15 protein-coding genes are annotated in these 15,868 nt (G+C 72.0%); 3 read left to right on the plus strand and 12 right to left on the minus strand.

Annotated features, from left to right (window positions below):
- Nucleotides 1-35 precede the first annotated feature (35 nt).
- Nucleotides 36-1,289: an extracellular solute-binding protein gene (locus tag ACZ434_RS13060; protein ID WP_468454904.1), complete on the minus strand. Its 1,254-nt coding sequence runs from the start codon at nucleotides 1,287-1,289 to the stop codon at nucleotides 36-38.
- Between the two features lie 228 nt (nucleotides 1,290-1,517).
- On the opposite strand from ACZ434_RS13060, the gene ACZ434_RS13065 reads away from it, so the two are divergent.
- Nucleotides 1,518-1,733 carry a dodecin gene (locus tag ACZ434_RS13065; protein WP_468454906.1) on the plus strand — a complete coding sequence of 72 codons (216 nt, stop codon included), beginning with the start codon at nucleotides 1,518-1,520 and terminating at the stop codon, nucleotides 1,731-1,733.
- A gap of 16 nt (nucleotides 1,734-1,749) precedes the next feature.
- Here ACZ434_RS13065 and ACZ434_RS13070 read toward each other — a convergent pair whose 3' ends face one another.
- A complete protein-coding gene (locus ACZ434_RS13070; RefSeq protein ID WP_468454908.1) occupies nucleotides 1,750-2,241 on the minus strand; it encodes a phosphatase domain-containing protein in 492 nt (163 codons plus the stop codon).
- Nucleotides 2,242-2,301: 60 nt separating this feature from the next.
- On the opposite strand from ACZ434_RS13070, the gene ACZ434_RS13075 reads away from it, so the two are divergent.
- Nucleotides 2,302-3,336, plus strand: a complete 1,035-nt coding sequence (locus ACZ434_RS13075) for an LLM class flavin-dependent oxidoreductase (protein ID WP_468454910.1) — start codon at nucleotides 2,302-2,304, stop codon at nucleotides 3,334-3,336.
- Nucleotides 3,337-3,377: 41 nt separating this feature from the next.
- Here ACZ434_RS13075 and ACZ434_RS13080 read toward each other — a convergent pair whose 3' ends face one another.
- From ACZ434_RS13080 to ACZ434_RS13105, 6 genes are all read right to left on the minus strand, one after another.
- Nucleotides 3,378-4,274 (minus strand): DUF2382 domain-containing protein, encoded by an 897-nt coding sequence (locus ACZ434_RS13080; protein ID WP_468454912.1) that lies wholly within the window; start codon nucleotides 4,272-4,274, stop codon nucleotides 3,378-3,380.
- Between the two features lie 103 nt (nucleotides 4,275-4,377).
- Nucleotides 4,378-5,190, minus strand: coding sequence for a lysophospholipid acyltransferase family protein (locus ACZ434_RS13085; protein WP_468454914.1), 813 nt, complete (start codon nucleotides 5,188-5,190; stop codon nucleotides 4,378-4,380).
- A complete protein-coding gene (locus tag ACZ434_RS13090; RefSeq protein ID WP_468454916.1) occupies nucleotides 5,187-5,963 on the minus strand; it encodes a GNAT family N-acetyltransferase in 777 nt (258 codons plus the stop codon). Before ACZ434_RS13090 ends, ACZ434_RS13085 begins: the two co-directional genes overlap by 4 nt.
- A gap of 298 nt (nucleotides 5,964-6,261) precedes the next feature.
- Entirely contained in the window at nucleotides 6,262-7,011 is a 750-nt protein-coding gene (locus tag ACZ434_RS13095) for a succinate dehydrogenase/fumarate reductase iron-sulfur subunit (RefSeq protein WP_468454918.1), read from the minus strand.
- The gene (locus tag ACZ434_RS13100) at nucleotides 7,008-8,957 is read right to left on the minus strand and encodes a fumarate reductase/succinate dehydrogenase flavoprotein subunit (RefSeq protein ID WP_468454920.1); all 1,950 of its coding nucleotides are present in this window, start codon (nucleotides 8,955-8,957) and stop codon (nucleotides 7,008-7,010) included. Before ACZ434_RS13100 ends, ACZ434_RS13095 begins: the two co-directional genes overlap by 4 nt.
- 2 nt (nucleotides 8,958-8,959) lie before the next feature.
- Nucleotides 8,960-9,631 carry a succinate dehydrogenase gene (locus tag ACZ434_RS13105; RefSeq protein WP_468454922.1) on the minus strand — a complete coding sequence of 224 codons (672 nt, stop codon included), beginning with the start codon at nucleotides 9,629-9,631 and terminating at the stop codon, nucleotides 8,960-8,962.
- 131 nt (nucleotides 9,632-9,762) lie between these two features.
- Between ACZ434_RS13105 and ACZ434_RS13110 the strand changes: the two genes are divergently transcribed.
- Nucleotides 9,763-10,647 (plus strand): LysR family transcriptional regulator, encoded by an 885-nt coding sequence (locus tag ACZ434_RS13110; protein ID WP_468454924.1) that lies wholly within the window; start codon nucleotides 9,763-9,765, stop codon nucleotides 10,645-10,647.
- Nucleotides 10,648-10,747: 100 nt separating this feature from the next.
- On the opposite strand, the gene ACZ434_RS13115 is transcribed toward ACZ434_RS13110, so the two are convergent.
- From ACZ434_RS13115 to ACZ434_RS13130, 4 genes are all read right to left on the minus strand, one after another.
- Nucleotides 10,748-11,068 carry a nuclear transport factor 2 family protein gene (locus ACZ434_RS13115; protein WP_468455303.1) on the minus strand — a complete coding sequence of 107 codons (321 nt, stop codon included), beginning with the start codon at nucleotides 11,066-11,068 and terminating at the stop codon, nucleotides 10,748-10,750.
- Between the two features lie 175 nt (nucleotides 11,069-11,243).
- Nucleotides 11,244-13,385, minus strand: a complete 2,142-nt coding sequence (locus ACZ434_RS13120; protein WP_468454926.1) for a putative bifunctional diguanylate cyclase/phosphodiesterase — start codon at nucleotides 13,383-13,385, stop codon at nucleotides 11,244-11,246.
- Nucleotides 13,382-14,194: an SAM-dependent methyltransferase gene (locus ACZ434_RS13125; protein ID WP_468454928.1), complete on the minus strand. Its 813-nt coding sequence runs from the start codon at nucleotides 14,192-14,194 to the stop codon at nucleotides 13,382-13,384. Before ACZ434_RS13125 ends, ACZ434_RS13120 begins: the two co-directional genes overlap by 4 nt.
- A 323-nt stretch (nucleotides 14,195-14,517) precedes the next feature.
- A complete protein-coding gene (locus tag ACZ434_RS13130) occupies nucleotides 14,518-15,450 on the minus strand; it encodes an SCO0930 family lipoprotein (RefSeq protein WP_468454930.1) in 933 nt (310 codons plus the stop codon).
- Nucleotides 15,451-15,868: the final 418 nt, after the last annotated feature.

Raw genomic sequence — 15,868 nt, forward strand, 5'->3', positions numbered from 1 at the left:
GGCGGCCCCGGGCGGGTCCTGGCCGGGGGCGGGTCCTAGTCGAAGGCCAGGGCCTCGGTGATGCGCTCGGCGGCGCGCTCGGCCTCCCTCTTCGGGTCCCCGCCCTGGAGCACCTTCGTCATGTACTCCTTGATCGGGTTGTCCGCCTCGACCGCGCTCCACTGGGGTGTGATGGGGGTCGCCCGGCCCTGTGCGGCTCCGGCCGCCATGGCCGCGACCCCCTCCTCGTCCGCCACCGACTCGGCGAGGCCGGCCTTGTTGGGGACGTAGTTCATGGTGCGGGCCAGGTCGGTGTTCCAGCGGGCGCCGGTGAGTGCCGCGACGACCTCGATCGCGGCCTCCCTGGCGTCGGTGTTGGCGGGAACCACGAGGTCGGAGCCGCCGGTGAAGACGGCACCGGGGGTGCCGGACGCCTTGCCGGGGACGGGGAAGTACCCCAGCTTGCCCTCCAGTTCCGGGTTCTGCTTCAGGATGGCCCGCGCCACGCCGGGTACGGCCACGATCTGCGCGACCCGGCCGTCGGCGAACACATCGGCCTGCGGCGGGTGTTCCTCGTCGGCGTCGACCGGTCCGTCGCCGAGCGCCTGGAGCCGGCGGTAGAAGTCCATGCCGCGCAGCGCCTCCGGGCTGTCGAGGGTGCCGCGCCAGACACCGTCCCGCTCGGTGGCGAGCTCACCGCCCTCCTCCCAGATGAACCCGGCGAGCGTGTACCAGTCCTGCCCGGCGAGGTAGATGCCCTGGTCGCCACCGGTGTCGAGCTTCTCGGAGACGGTGAGCCACTCGTCGCGGTCCTTCGGAGGCTCGGAGATACCGGCTTCCTGGAAGAGGTCCTTGCGGTAGATGACGACGCGGTTGGCGGCGTACCAGGGGATGCCGTACTGCTGGGAGCCCCACTGGCCGGGTTCGGCGAGACCGGGCAGCCAGTCCTCGCGGCCCCAGTCCCGCATCGACTCCAGGGTGAGGTCGAGCAGTCCGTCGCCCTCCGCGTACGTGGCGACCTGGGTGTTGCCCACCTCGATGACGTCGGGTCCGTCCGCCTCGTCGGTCTCCAGCGCCTTCTGCACCTTCTCGCCGATGCCGGTCCACTCCTGGATGCGGATGTCGAGGTCGAGTTGCGTGTGCTCGCGCTCGAACTCCTCGGTGAAGCGCTCCAGATACTCCTGGGAGGCGCTGTGCTGCATCAGCCACACGGTGACCGTGCTCCGTTCCGACGCGCTGTCGGGCATCAGTCCGCAGCCGCCGAGCAGCGACGCGGACACACAGACGAGGGCGAGCAGACGGCGTTTCACGAGGGTCCTGTTTCTGTCTGACGGACAGGGCGGGGCCCGACGTGGGGGGCGAGCGGCAGCTCGGGCGGGTGACCAGCATCTTGGTATGGACCAATGCGAAGGTCAAGCCGGGAGGCGAACGGGGGCGACGTCTCGCGCTCCGCGGCGCGGTAGGGCACGGTGGAGTGACGTGTGACACAGGCGGCGCCCGGTGCGGCCGGGCGGCCCGCCGGGGAGAGGAGCAGCACCATGTCGGACCACACCTACCGGGTCACGGAGATCGTCGGCACCTCGCCCGAAGGCGTCGACAAGGCCGTACGCAACGGCATCGAGCGCGCGTCGCAGACGCTGCGCAATCTGGACTGGTTCGAGGTGACCCAGGTGCGCGGCCAGATCGAGGACGGGCGGATCGCGCACTGGCAGGTGGGTCTGAAGGTCGGCTTCCGCCTGGAGGAGACGGGCTGAGCCGGGCGGCCGGGGCTCAGGTGCGCCCTTCGCGCTCCTGGGCGTCCTTCAACTCCCCTGACGGGGCCGTCCAGCGGGCCTGGACGACGGTGAAACCGGCCCGCCGGGCGTCCTGGCAGACCAGTTCGTCGTCGTCCACGAGCACCCGGATCTCGCGGGTGCGTGCGAGACGGCGCAGGATCGCCAGCTTGGTGTGGCGGGCGGGCCTGCGGTCGGCGTCGCCGCGCATGTGCACCTCGCCCTCGGGCAGCTCCTGCGCGGCGAGCCAGTCCAGGGTGTCGCGCCGGCAGCGCTCGGGGCGCCCGGTGAGGTAGACGATCTCGCACTCCCGCGCGCTCTCCCGCACCAGCGCGATCCCCTCGGCGAGCGGCGGGTCCTGCGGCGCCGCGGCGAAGAAGGCGTCCCAGTCGCGCGGCCGGCGCGCCAGGAAATGCTGCCGGTGCGCGGTGTCGGCGAGGGTGTTGTCGAGGTCGAACACGGCCAGCGGCGGCTCGTTGCGGTCGGTCACCCCGCCACTCTAGACACGGGCCGGACGGAATCCCGGGGGCCGCGGGGTGTTGAACCCGGTATGAGTTCCGTCATCGCCTCGGCCCGCTTCTCCGTCCTCGACCGTTCCCGTACGCGTGAGGGCCACACGGGCCCCGAGGCGCTGCGGGACACGGTGGCCCTGGCGCGGGAGGTGGAGCGGCTCGGCTACCACCGGTTCTGGGTGGCGGAGCACCACGGCGTGCCGGGGGTCGCCGGTTCGGCGCCGACGGTGCTGGCCGCCGCCGTGGCCGGGGCGACCCGGACGATCCGCGTCGGCACCGGCGGGGTGATGCTGCCCAACCACCGGCCGCTCGTCGTGGCCGAGCAGTTCGGTGTGCTGGAATCGCTGTTCCCGGGGCGCGTCGACATGGGTCTGGGGCGTTCGGTGGGCTTCACCGACGGGGTGCGCAGGGCACTGGGTCGCGACAAGGACGCCGCGGACGACTTCGCCGCCCAGCTCGACGAGCTGCTCGGCTGGTTCCTGGGCACGTCGCCCACCGGGGTGCGGGCCCGGCCGTCCGAGGGTCTGACCGTGCCGCCCTTCGTGCTGGCCATGGGCGAGGGCGCCGACGTGGCGGCCCGCGCGGGGCTGCCGATGGTCATCGGCGACCTCCGCGACCGTGACCGGATGCGGCGCGGCATCGACCGCTACCGCGAACGGTTCCGCCCCTCGCCGTGGGCGAGCGAGCCGTACGTCGTCGTCTCCGGCACCGTCGCGGTGGCCGCCACCGCCGAACGGGCCCGGCGGCTGCTCGTCCCGGAGGCGTGGTCGATGGCGTACTCCCGCACCCACGGGACGTTCCCGCCCCTGCCGCCCGCGGAGCGCGTGGAGTCCCTGTCCATGACCGCGCGGGAGCGGGGCCTGTACGAGGCGGGGCTGGCCGGTCAGCTCGCCGGCACGGAGGAGGACGTGGCCCACGCACTGGTGTCGTTGCTGAAGGACACGGGCGCCCAGGAGGTGCTCGTCACCACCAGCACGTACGACCGGGAGGCGCTGCTGGACTCCTACCGGCGGCTCGCGGCGGTCGCGGGGCTGGTTCCCGCCGGCCCGCCGGGCAGCGCGACGCGCCGGTGACGGTGCACCGGCGCGTCGCTCGCTGGGACGGGAGGGGGTGGCTACCGCTTGCCCTTGCCGGGTACGTCACGGCCCCGGCGTCCGTTGTTCTCGTCCAGTTCGGTCTCGGCCTCGATGCGCTCCTTGCGGACCTGGCCGCGCACCGTCTCGTCCTCCGACGCCTCCTCGGTGGTCATCCTGACCCGCTCCACCGGGACCGTCTCGGTCTTCACGACGGGGCGTTCCTCGTGCAGGGTGACCTCGTGCTCGGCCTCCGAGATCTCCGGGCCCTCCATGGCCTCGCCCCGGTTGGCGTCGGTGATGGGCTCGCGCTCCACGCGCACTTCCTCGTGGCGCACGGGCACGGTCTGCTGAACCTCCTCGGTGACCACGTACTTGCGCAGCCTGGCCCGTCCGGTCTCGCGCCGTTCGACGCCGACGTGCATCTGCTCCTCGGAGCGGGTCATGGCGTCGTCGCGCGGCCCCGTGCGTGCCTCGCTGCGGCGGCCCGCGGTACCGGCGGTTCCCGCGGCCCTGCCCGGCCTGGCGGTGGTGCCCGCCGCTCCGGCCGCGCCCGCGGCTCCTGCCGTACCGGCCGTGCCGGTCCGGTCCTGTTCTCCGGGTTCCCCCAGGACGGAGTCCCAGTTGATGCCGTAGTAGTCGTACAGGCGTTGCTCCTCGTCCACCGACAGGTGGCCGCCGGCGTCGATGTCGACGTTGGGCGCGCCCTTGACCTTGTCCTTGCGGTACGGGACCTCGAGGTGGTCCTGGACCAGAGAGGCGTCGCGGATCGGGACGAACGACTCGTTGGAACCGAACATGCCCGTTTTGACGGTCACCCACTCGGGGCGTCCACTCGCGTCGTCGAGGAAGACGTGCTTCGCGTCGCCGATCTTGTTGCCGTCCCCGTCGTACACGGGGTGGTCCAGCAGGATCGAGATCTCTTCGCGGGTGATCATCTTCCATCACCCTCCTTTCGGGGGTCGCTCCTCTCCGGTTCTCCTGATCAGGCTCCCAAAAACAGCACAAACGTGACAAAAGGCACTTAATTTTCGACAGTGCTCACTTGTGGTGACCACCGCGAGGGCCCTCCTCACGGCCCGGCACCGGCTCGGGCCGTGCCGCCCGGGCCAGGGCGCGGCGGTCCGTGTGACGCCCCGGCGGGATGGGGCGCTCCACCTCGACCTCGGCGATCACCCCGCGGGCCGTCGCCACCCACCACAGCGAGGCGAGCAGGGTGTCGTCCCCGACGAAGGCGGCCTCGGTGGCCGGTCCGCCCCGCCGGTCCCGGTAGCGGATACGGACGGGCTGCACGGGGACCCCCGCGTCCAGCGCCGCCTGGAACACCGCGCGGCGGAACGGCCCCCCGGCCCGTCCGCACCAGGTGCTGCCCTCCGGGAACGCCGCGACCGCCGCGCCGGCGCGCAGGACCCCGGTGAGTGCGGCGACCGTGCCCGGCAGGGCCCGCAGCCGGTCGCGGTCGATGAAGAGCACGCCCGCACGCGCGGCCAGGGCGCCCGCCAGGGGCCAGCGCCGTATCTCGGACTTGGCCAGCAGGCGGGCCGGGCGGACCGCGGCGAGCAGCGGGACGTCCAGCCAGGAGATGTGGTTGGCGACCAGCAGCACTCCGCCGGCGGGCGGGGCGGCACCGGCGGTACGGACGCGTACCCCCGCGGCCCGTACGATCCACCGGCACCACCGGCGCACCGGGCCCGCCGGGATCCACCGCCCGAACGGCAGCAGCGCGATCCCGGCGAACAGCAGCAGCCCCACCGCCGCCAGCCGCAGCACGGCCCGCGGGACGGCCGCCGCGCTCGCCGTGGAGTCCACACAGCCCCGGGGGGTGCAGGGCGCGCCCGGCAGCCAGACGCTCACCGGGCGGGGACGAGGGAGAGGAAGTGCCGCAGGTAGCGGGGGTCGACGCGGTCCATCGGCAGCAGCACGTAGAGGTCCGCCACCGCGAAGTCCACGTCGTGCGCGGGCTCCCCGCAGACCCAGGCGCCGAGCCGGAGGTAGCCGCGCAGGAGGGCGGGCAGTCCGGCGGGGACGGCCGCGGGTGCCCCGTTCCCCGGCCGCCAGGGACGCAGCGGGCGCACCCGGTACGCCTCGGGTGCGAGATGCTTCGCCCGTACCCGGTCCCAGGTGGCGGAGGCGAGCGCGCCCCCGTCGGCGAGCGGGACGGAGCAGCAGCCCGCCAGCCAGGCGTGCCCGCGGTCGGTCATGTAGCGGGCGATGCCGGCCCAGATGAGGCCGATGACGGCGCCGTCGCGATGACCGGGGTGCACACAGGAGCGGCCGACCTCGACGAGCGACGGCCGCAGCGCGTCGAGCGCCGACAGGTCGAACTCGCCCTCCGCGTACAGCCGCCCGGCGATCCTGGCGCGCTCCGGCGGCAGCAGCCGGTACGTGCCGACCACCTGCCCGCTCGTCTCCTCCCGCACGAGCAGGTGGTCGCAGTAGGCGTCGAAGGGGTCGACGTCCAGGCCCGGCTGCGGACCGGACAGCAGGGCGCCCATCTCCCCCGCGAAGACGTCGTGGCGCAGCCGCTGCGCGGCCCGCACGTCCTCCTCGTCGCGGGCGAGGGAGACGGTGTAGCGGGAGGGGGTGGTGGGCTGCGGGGGATGGTCGACGGTCAGCACGCCGGTCATGGCTCTCTCCTGATCACGCACCGGAGCGGGAGTGGGGACACCCCCCGTTCTCCCGACCCCGGTTGGCGTGTACGTGACCGAAACCGGGAGTGCGGATGTGGAGATGCCGAACGGCCGGAACGACCTGCGAGACGGGGCCGGGAGGAGCACCTCTCCCGGCCCCGCCCGTCCGCCACGTCTCAGCGAACGTTCGGTGAACCCCCAGGCGCGCGGGGCGTGGCACGGTGCGGCTCCGCCGCGTGGGCGCGACAAGCCACCGCCGGCCCGGAGCCGGGCCACGGCCCGGAGCCGTCCGGCGCTACCGCTTGGCGGCCTTGCGGGTGGCCCGCAGCCACTCCTTGTTCATCTTCGTGATGGACATGAGCGGAATGCCCTTCGGGCACGCGGTCGCGCACTCGCCGGCCAGCGTGCAGCCGCCGAACCCCTCCTCGTCCATCTGCGCCACCATGTCCAGCACCCGCGTCTCCCGCTCGGGCGACCCCTGCGGCAGCACGTTGAGGTGGTTCACCTTCGCGGAGGTGAACAGCATCGCCGCCCCGTTGGGACAGGCCGCCACGCATGCGCCGCAGCCGATGCACTCCGCGTGCTCGAAGGCGAGATCGGCATCCGGCTTCGGCACCGGCGTGGCGTGCGCCTCCGGCGCGGACCCCGTCGGCGCGGTGATGTAGCCGCCGGCCTGGATGACGCGGTCGAAGGCCGACCGGTCGACCACCAGGTCCTTCACGACCGGGAAGGCGGACGCCCGCCACGGCTCGACGTCGATGGTGTCGCCGTCCTCGAAGGAGCGCATGTGCAGCTGGCAGGTGGTGGTGCGCTCGGGGCCGTGGGCGTCGCCGTTGATGACGAGCGAGCAGGCCCCGCAGATGCCCTCGCGGCAGTCGTGGTCGAAGGCGACCGGGTCCTCGCCCTTGAGGATGAGCTCCTCGTTGAGGGTGTCCAGCATCTCCAGGAAGGACATGTCGGGTGAGATGCCGTCCACCTCGTACGTGGACATGGCGCCGTCGGCGTCGGCGTTCTTCTGCCGCCAGACGCGCAGGTTGAGCTTCATGCGTAGCTCCGCTGAGTGGGGTGGACGTACTCGAAGACGAGGTCTTCCTTGTGCAGGGTGGGGGCGGTGCCGGTGCCGGTGAACTCCCAGGCGGCGGCGTAGGCGAACTCCTGGTCCCTGCGCTCGGCCTCGCCGTCGGGGCTCTGCGACTCCTCGCGGAAGTGGCCGCCGCAGGACTCGGCGCGGTGCAGCGCGTCCAGGCACATCAGCTCGGCGAGTTCGAGGTAGTCGACGATGCGGTTGGCCTTCTCCAGCGACTGGTTGAACTCCTCGCCGGTACCGGGGACCTTGATGCGCCGCCAGAACTCCTCGCGGATCTGCGGGATCCGCTCCAGTGCCTTGCGCAGCCCCGCGTCGGTGCGGGCCATGCCGCAGAACTCCCACATCAGCTCACCGAGTTCGCGGTGGAAGGAGTCCGGGGTGCGGTCGCCGTCCACGGACAGGAGCAGGTTGAGCCGGTCCTCGGTCTCGGCCAGCACCTCCCGCACCTCCGGGTGGCCGGCGTCGACCTCGTCCCGGTGCGGGTTGCGGGCGAGGTAGTCGTTGATGGTGGCCGGGAGGACGAAGTAGCCGTCCGCCAGGCCCTGCATCAGCGCGGAGGCGCCGAGGCGGTTGGCGCCGTGGTCGGAGAAGTTGGCCTCACCGATGGCGAACAGGCCCGGGACGGTGGTCTGGAGGTCGTAGTCGACCCACAGGCCGCCCATCGTGTAGTGCACGGCGGGGTAGATCCGCATCGGCACCTCGTACGGGTCCTCGTCGGTGATCCGCTGGTACATGTCGAAGAGGTTGCCGTACTTGGCCTCGACCGCCTCGCGGCCCATCCGCCGGATGGCGTCGGCGAAGTCCAGGTAGACGCCCTGGCCGCCGGGGCCCACGCCCCGGCCCTCGTCGCAGACGTTCTTGGCGGCGCGGGAGGCGATGTCGCGGGGCACCAGGTTGCCGAAGGAGGGGTAGATGCGCTCCAGGTAGTAGTCGCGCTCGTCCTCGGGGATCCGGTGCGGCGGCCGGTCGTCGCCCTTGGCCTTCGGCACCCAGATGCGGCCGTCGTTGCGCAGCGACTCGCTCATCAGGGTCAGCTTGGACTGGTGGTCGCCGGTGCGCGGGATGCAGGTGGGGTGGATCTGGGTGAAGCAGGGGTTGGCGAAGTACGCGCCGCGCCGGTGCGCCCGCCAGACGGCGGTGGCGTTGGAGTTCATGGCGTTCGTCGACAGGTAGAAGACGTTGCCGTAGCCGCCGGTGGCGAGGACGACGGCGTCCGCGAAGTACGTGTCGGTCTTCCCGGTGATCAGGTCCCGGGCGACGATGCCGCGGGCCCGGCCGTCCACCACGATCAGGTCCAGCATCTCGGTGCGCGGGTGCATCTCGACGTTGCCGGCGGCGATCTGCCGGCTGAGCGCCTGGTAGGCGCCGAGGAGGAGCTGCTGGCCCGTCTGGCCGCGGGCGTAGAAGGTGCGGGAGACCTGCACGCCGCCGAAGGAGCGGGTGTCGAGCAGTCCGCCGTACTCGCGGGCGAAGGGCACGCCCTGGGCGACGCACTGGTCGATGATCTCCACGGAGATCTGCGCGAGGCGGTGCACGTTGGACTCGCGGGAGCGGAAGTCGCCGCCCTTGACGGTGTCGTAGAACAGGCGGTGGACGGAGTCGCCGTCGTTGCGGTAGTTCTTCGCGGCGTTGATACCGCCCTGCGCGGCGATGGAGTGGGCGCGGCGCGGGGAGTCCTGGTAGCAGAACTGGACGACGCGGTAGCCCTGTTCGGCGAGCGTGGCGCCGGCCGAGCCGCCGGCGAGGCCGGTACCGACGACGATGACGGTCTTGCCGCGCCGGTTCGCCGGGTTGACCAGCTTGGCCTCGAACCGGCGCTTGTCCCAGCGCTCGTGGACGGGACCCGCGGGGGCCTTGGTGTCGGCGACCGGCTCTCCGGTCGTGTACTCGGTGTACGAAGTCATGGTCAGCTCACCACTCCGGTCATGACGGCCACGGGGACGGCGAGGAAGCCGGCCGTGAGCAGCAGCGCGAGGGCATTGGCGGTGGTCCTGAGGGCGCGGTCGCGGGTGCGGCTGCCGACGCCGAGGGTCTGGGCGGCGCTCCAGAAGCCGTGCCGGACGTGCAGCCCCACGGCGAGCATCGCCACGATGTAGATGGCGTTGCCGTACCAGGTGGAGAAGGTGTCCACGACGTTCTGGTAGGGCTTCCCGGTCTCGAAGCCGCCGGAGTGCACGGTGCCGGTGGTCAGGTCGAGGATGTGCCAGACGATGAACAGGGCGAGGATGACGCCGCCCCAGCGCATGGTGCGGGTGGCGTAGCTCGTCCGCGCCTTCTTGTGCACGTACTTGCTGGGGCGCGCCTTGATGTCGCGGCGGCTGAGCTGGTAGGCGGAGACGGCGTGGGCGATCACGGCGACGACGAGGACGACGCGGATCAGCCACAGCGTCCACTCGTAGTGCATGAACGGTTCACCGACCGTGCGCAGCCAGTGGGCGTAGTGGTTGAACTCGCCCGCCCCGAAGAAGATCTTCAGGTTCCCGATCATGTGGACGACCAGGTAGAGCAGCATGACGATGCCGCTGACCGCCATCACCGTCTTCTTGCCGACGGTCGAGTCCCACACGGTACGTGCCAAGGACGGCCGTCGGTCCGTCCGCGTTCCCAGAGCCATGGCATCAGACGCTAGGGCCGGAAGGCCCCATCGGTCCAAGACATGGTCCGGCTCGATTCGATAGGGAGAGCCTATGACCGGTCTAGGATGGGCCCATGCAGTTCCAGCAGCTCCAGTACTTCGTGGCGGTCGCCGAGACCCGGCACTTCACCCGGGCCGCCGAGCTGGTCCATGTCGCCCAGCCGTCGCTGTCGCAGCAGATCAAGGCGCTGGAGCGGGAGCTGGGGGCGGATCTGTTCCTGCGGGCGCGCGGCAACATCACCCTCACCGACGCGGGCGAGGCCCTGCTGCCGCTCGCGCGGCGGATCCTGGCGGACGCGGACACCGCGCGGCACGAGGTGCAGGAGGTGGCGCAGCTGCGCAGCGGACGGGTGCGGCTGGGGGCCACGCCGAGTCTGTGCACCGGACTGCTGCCCGATGTGCTGCGCGCCTTCCACGACCGGTATCCGGGGGTACGGCTGCTGATCGAGGAGAGCGGATCGCACGACCTGGTGCGCGAGCTGGCGCGGGGTGCGCTGGATCTCGCCCTGGTGGTGCTGCCGCTGCCGACGCCGTCGCCCGCGCTGACCACGGTGGAGCTGTTGCGGGAGGATCTGGTGGTGGTGTCGTCGCCGGACGTCGCACGGCCCGGGCGGGGGCGGCGCACGGTGCGGATCGCCGATCTGGAGGGTGAGCGGATGGTGATGTTCCGGCACGGGTACGACCTGCGGGAGCTGACGGTGGCGGCGTGCCGGGCGGAGGGGTTCGAGCCGGAGTTCGCGGTGGAGGGCGGGGAGATGGACGCGGTGCTGGGGTTCGTGCGGGCGGGGCTGGGGGTGGCGGTGGTGCCGCGGATGGTGGCGGCGCGGTCGGGGCACGGGTTGCGGGTGACGCCGCTGGCTCGGCCCGGTCTGTACCGGGCCATCGCGCTGGCCCATCGCAGTGACGTGGCTCCGCCCCGGGCGGCTCGGGAGTTGCAGCGGATGCTGCTGGAGCGCTGACGCGGGTGAGCGGGGGTTTTTCCTCGCCCCCGCCGCCCCTTCCCGTCCCGTCCCCGGGGGCTTCGCCCCCAGACCCCCATTCGCGCAGTTCCCCGCGCCCCTACGGGGCTGGTGTGCCCTGGTGGTAGTACATGCGCCAGCCCGTGTGGTCGTCGTGCTTGCGCCACAGGGAGCTGCGGCGGGCCCGGCGGCCGGCGAAGCGGGTCTCGTAGGTGAGGTGGACCAGGTTCGGGGCCAGGAGGACGGCGGTGATGTCCGACGGTTCGTAGACCGGGCCGTCCGCCGAGCTGCCCGGGTGGTCGTGCAGCTCGGCGATCATCTCCGCGTACGTGTAGCGCCGCCCCGAGGCGCCCACCTCGGTGAACTCCGGGTCCAGCAGCCGCACCACCTCGGCACGCGAGGACCGCACGGCCGGGTCCATGAGCCGCAGCTCCCCCTCGATCGCCGCCCTCACCGCGTCCGTTTCCCGGTCCGTACCCACCTGGCTCTCTCCGTCCGACGTGACTGCATCTTCCAGGGGTGCGGGGAACTGCCCGGCCGGCCGAAACCGGCGCGCAGCCGCCGTGCGACCCCGCGCCCCCGGGGCCATGAGGCGGCTAGCCCGTCGCGTCGACGAGTGCCAGCTCGTGCAAGCGGTCCGGCGGGCCCGGGCGGGCGTAGTACCAGCCCTGGGCCGTGTCGCAGCCGAGGATGCGGAGCTGTTCCGCCTGGGCGCCCGTCTCCACGCCCTCCACGGTGACCGCGAGGTCCAGGCTGTGGGCCAGTGAGACGATGCCCTCGACGATCTTGAGGTCGACGGGGTCGGCCGGGAACCGCTGCATGCTCTGGGTGAAGGAGCGGTCCAGTTTCAGGACACTCACCGGCAGGCGGCGCAGATTGGCGAGGTTGGAGTAGCCGGTGCCGAAGTCGTCGAGGGCGATGTCGACGCCCATCTCGGCGAGCCGGCGCAGGGGCTTCAGCAGATCGTCGTCGGCTCCGATCAGCGCCGACTCGGTCACCTCCAGGCACAGCGCGTCGGGCGCCACACCGGTGCGTTCCAGGATCTCCACGGTGTCCTGCACCAGCCCCGGGTGGGTGAGCTGGCAGGGCGAGAGGTTCACGTTGATGCGCAGCGGGCCGAGTGCCTCGCCCCCGTTGCGGTCCCGCCACTCGCGGGCCTGGCGCACGGACTGCTCCAGCACCCAGCGGCCCAGCGGCACGATGAGTCCCGTGTGCTCGGCGAGCGGGATGAACCGGTCCGGGGAGAGCACCCCGTGCTGCGGGTGCAGCCAGCGCACCAGCGCCTCCGCGCCCCGGACGCTGCCGTCACCGAGGTGCACCAGGGGCTGGTACTCGATGAAGAACTCGCCCCGGTCCAGGGCCGTGGGGAGGGCCGTGGTGAGACCGTGCCGGGTGATGGCGCGGGCGTCGGCCTCCGGGTCGGCCAGCTCGAAGCGGTTGCCGCCCGCCGACTTGGCCCGGTACATCGTGATGTCGGCGCTGCGCAGCACCTCCGCGGCGCTGCGCTCCCCGGCCGGTCCCTCCACGACGCCGATGCTGCCGCGCACGGTCAGCTCCCGCCCGTCGACGCTGATCGGGGCGAGCAGCGCGTTCATGATGCGGGCGGCGAGCTCGTCGACCGTGCGCTGGGTGTCGGGGCCGGTGGTCAGCGCCACGAACTCGTCGCCGCCGAGCCGGGCCACCATCTCGCCGGGCGCGGTCGCGCAGGCCTGGAGCCGGTCGGCGACCTCGACGAGCAGCCGGTCCCCGGCCGCGTGCCCGAGGCTGTCGTTGACGGTCTTGAAGCCGTCCAGGTCCAGGTAGCACAGGCCGAAGCGCCGGCCCTCGCCGGCGCCGAGCGCCTTCTCCAGACGCTCGAAGAAGAACGTGCGGTTGGGCAGCCCGGTGAGCGCGTCGTGGGTGGCCTCGTAGCGCAGCCGGAGGTTGAGCAGCCGCCGTTCGGTGGTGTCCTCCATGAGGGCGAGCTGGTACTGCGGCTCGCCGTCGGCGTCGCGCAGCAGGGACACCGTCAGATTGGTCCACAGGACCGTTCCGTCAGGGCGGTAGAACGCCTTCTCCAGGTGGTAGTGCTCACGCTCGCCGCTCACCAGCTCGTCGTAGAGCCGCCAGGTCTGCGGGGCGTCGTCGGGGTGCACCCACTCCTTGACGTTGCGGCCGCGCAGGCCCTGCTCGGACTGGCCGAACATGCGCCGCAGGGCGCCGTTGACCTGGAGCACGTTGCCCTCCAGGTCGGCGATGCCGATGCCTATGGCCGCGCCCTCGAAGACCGCGCGGAACCGGGCCTCGGTGGCGTGCAGCGCCTGCGCCACCACGCCCTGCGCCTTCAGCGCGGCCTGCGCGACGGCCTCCTGCTCGGCCAGCGTCCGCTCGCGCAGCGCCTGCGCGAACCCGGCGGCCATGGCGTGCTGGAGCCTGGCGGAGCGCGCCCGCAGATCCTCCCGGTCGCCGTCCTCGCCGCAGTACAGGACGAGATAGGCGTCCACGCAGTCCAGGGTGCGGCTGAGCGCCTCGGGGTCGGTGCAGTGCGCCCGGACCAGGGCGGCGCCGGCCCGCCTGCCCGCGTCCGCGTCGAACGACCTGGCCCGCAGCGCCTCGCTCAGCAGCCGGGCCAGTGGCAGCAGGAGCGCCTCGAACTCCGGGCGGGTCGACGAGGTCGAGGTCACCGGGAAGACGGCCCGGCTCCAGATCGTCGCGAACCGGCGCAGTCTGTCCTCCGGCCCGTCCGGCTCCGCGCTCACGCCGTACGCCCCACGCCCGCGAAGCCGGAGAAGGCGTAGGGATCCTCGTCCTCCGGTGCGGTGTCGGGCCGCCACTGCGGCATCGGCACCAGTCCGGGTTCCACCATGTCGTACCCCTCGAAGAACCGCGCGATCTCGTCGCGCGTGCGCATGATCAGCGGGCTGCGGATGCCCTGGTACACGTCCACCGCGCCCTCGGCCCGCTCCGGCGGCAGCGGAATCCCGTGGTAGGAGGCGTGGGTGAGGACGAGCATGCTGCCGGGCGCGAGTGCCTCGCGCAGTTCCGTCACCGCCGCATACGGGTCGTCCGCGTCTTCCACGAAATGAAGTATGGCAACGAGAAGCAGCGCCACTGGCCGATTCAGGTCGATCAGCCGGAGCACTTCGGGACTTTCCAGGATCTCCCGCGGTTTGCGGAGGTCCGCGGCGAGGATGTCCGCGCCGTCGTTGCCGGCGAGAACGGCCTGGCTGTGCGCCACGGCCACCGGATCGTGGTCGACGTACATCACGCGGGCGTCCGGGGCGGCCGCCTGCGCCACTTCGTGGACGTTGCCGAACGTCGGAATGCCGGAGCCGATGTCCAGGAACTGGGTGATGCCCTCGGCGGCGGCGAACCGCACCGCCCGGCGCATGAAGGCCCGGTTCGCCTGCATGATCTTGGGCAGTCCCGGCATGAACTCCATGGCCTCGCGGGCCGCTTGCCGGTCGACCTCGAAGTTGTGCGAACCGCCCAGGTAGTAGTCGTACATCCGGGAGACGCTGGGCACCGAGATGTCGATGCTCCGGGGAGCCCAGGCGGGACGCTCCATGTGGTTCTCCAAGGCGTAGGCGATCCGGTGTTCGAGCAGAGGCTACTGATCGCCCGCCAATCGGGCGAGCCCAAACGGAAATTGACCGTCCGTTCCCGGTCACTGCCAATGGCACGTGCCGAATCGGTATACCCGTACGCGTCACGAGAAGTGTCCGCGGCATTCCGGAGAGTTCCGGCACGCCGAGAAATAAGCGGTGAAGAGTGCCGATATTCCCGTGGGTTCAGGTGAATCACGGCAAAACGGTCCGCCCCTCCGCGGGATGCGGAGGGGCGGACACCGGGCCGGTGGCATCCGGAGCGGACGACACCCTGGGGAGGTTGTTACTTCTCCGGAGCTCCGACCGGCTTTCCGTCGGGGCGCACGGCGTACCAGGTGCCGCCGACTCCCTGACCGTTGGTGTCGCCGGCGGCCTTGTCGCCGGCGAAGGTGTAGATGGGCCAGCAGTTGATCGTCTGCTGCTCGGCGCCGTCCGGGCGGGTGAAGGTCATGTAGTTCTTCTTCTGGATGCCCTTGGTGTCCGCGATGTCGACCGGCGCGACCACCGGCCACTTCTCCAGGCAGGCCCCGGTGCAGGCCGACACGGGCTTCGGCCAGGCCTCGTCCTTCATGAAGCGGTAGACCGTCATGCCGTTTTTGTCGACGACGATCTCGCCGAGCTCGGGGTCCTTGCGGGTGGAGAGGCCGAACTCCTCGGCCGCCTGCGCCTTCTTGCCCTCGGGGGTCAGCGCGTACCACTTGCCGCCCACGCCCTGGCCCTTGACGTCACCGGCGTTGACGTCCTTGACGTAGCGGTAGGCGGGCCAGCCGTCGATGGTGAGCTGCTTGGTGCCGTCGGCCCGGGTGACCTCGCCGAGCAGGGACTCGTCGATCCCCTCGCCGGCGGTGGCGTCGTCGGCGGGCACCGGCGGCCAGGTCTTGGCGCAGTCGTCCTCGCAGTTGGTCTTGGGCGGCTCGGCGGTGTCCTGGTCGAAGCGGTACAGGGTCAGGCCGAGGTTGTCGGTCACCACCTTGCCCAGTTCGGCGTTGGTGGAGACGTTCAGCTCGCCCGCGGTGCCGGAGGGGCTCGCGGCGGCCTGTCCGCCGCCGGCCTTGTCGCCGCCGCTGCCGGCGTTGCCGTAGTCCCCGGCCGCGGCCGTGGCACCCACGTTCTGGCTGGAGGCCGGCGGCGGGGCGTCCTGGCCGCACGCGGTGGTCAGGACCAGCAGCGCCGCGGCGCTCGCCACCAGTGAGGCGGTCCGCCAGGTGGTCTTCATCGTCAACTCCACATCATCGCCAGGGTCTTGCAGCGCCCTGCTGTGCCGCCGCTCGACGATGGGTACGCACGGAGGCACGCGTCGTGTTCAACGGCGGCCCGTTTTTCTTTCTTTAACTCCTTCGGGGCAATCACCGGGCTCCAGGGCGTGACCGGGCGTTTCGCGACCCATGATCCTCGTCGTGCAACCACTCGTACGGACCCAATCCCGCCTCGTGGCCCGCGCGTTGGCCGCGAGCGCGCTGGTCTGGGCGCTCGCCGGCGCGCCCGGCGCGGCGGTGGCCGACGCCTGCGCGTACGCCTCGACGGGACCCGGCGGTACGGAGGCGGTGGCGATCGCGGGGAGCATCACCTGGACGGATCCCCCGCCCTGCGTACCGCCTCCCCCGCCCCCCACGCCCACTCCGACGCCCTCGCCG

Source organism: Streptomyces sp. NPDC030893, assembly GCF_055571535.1.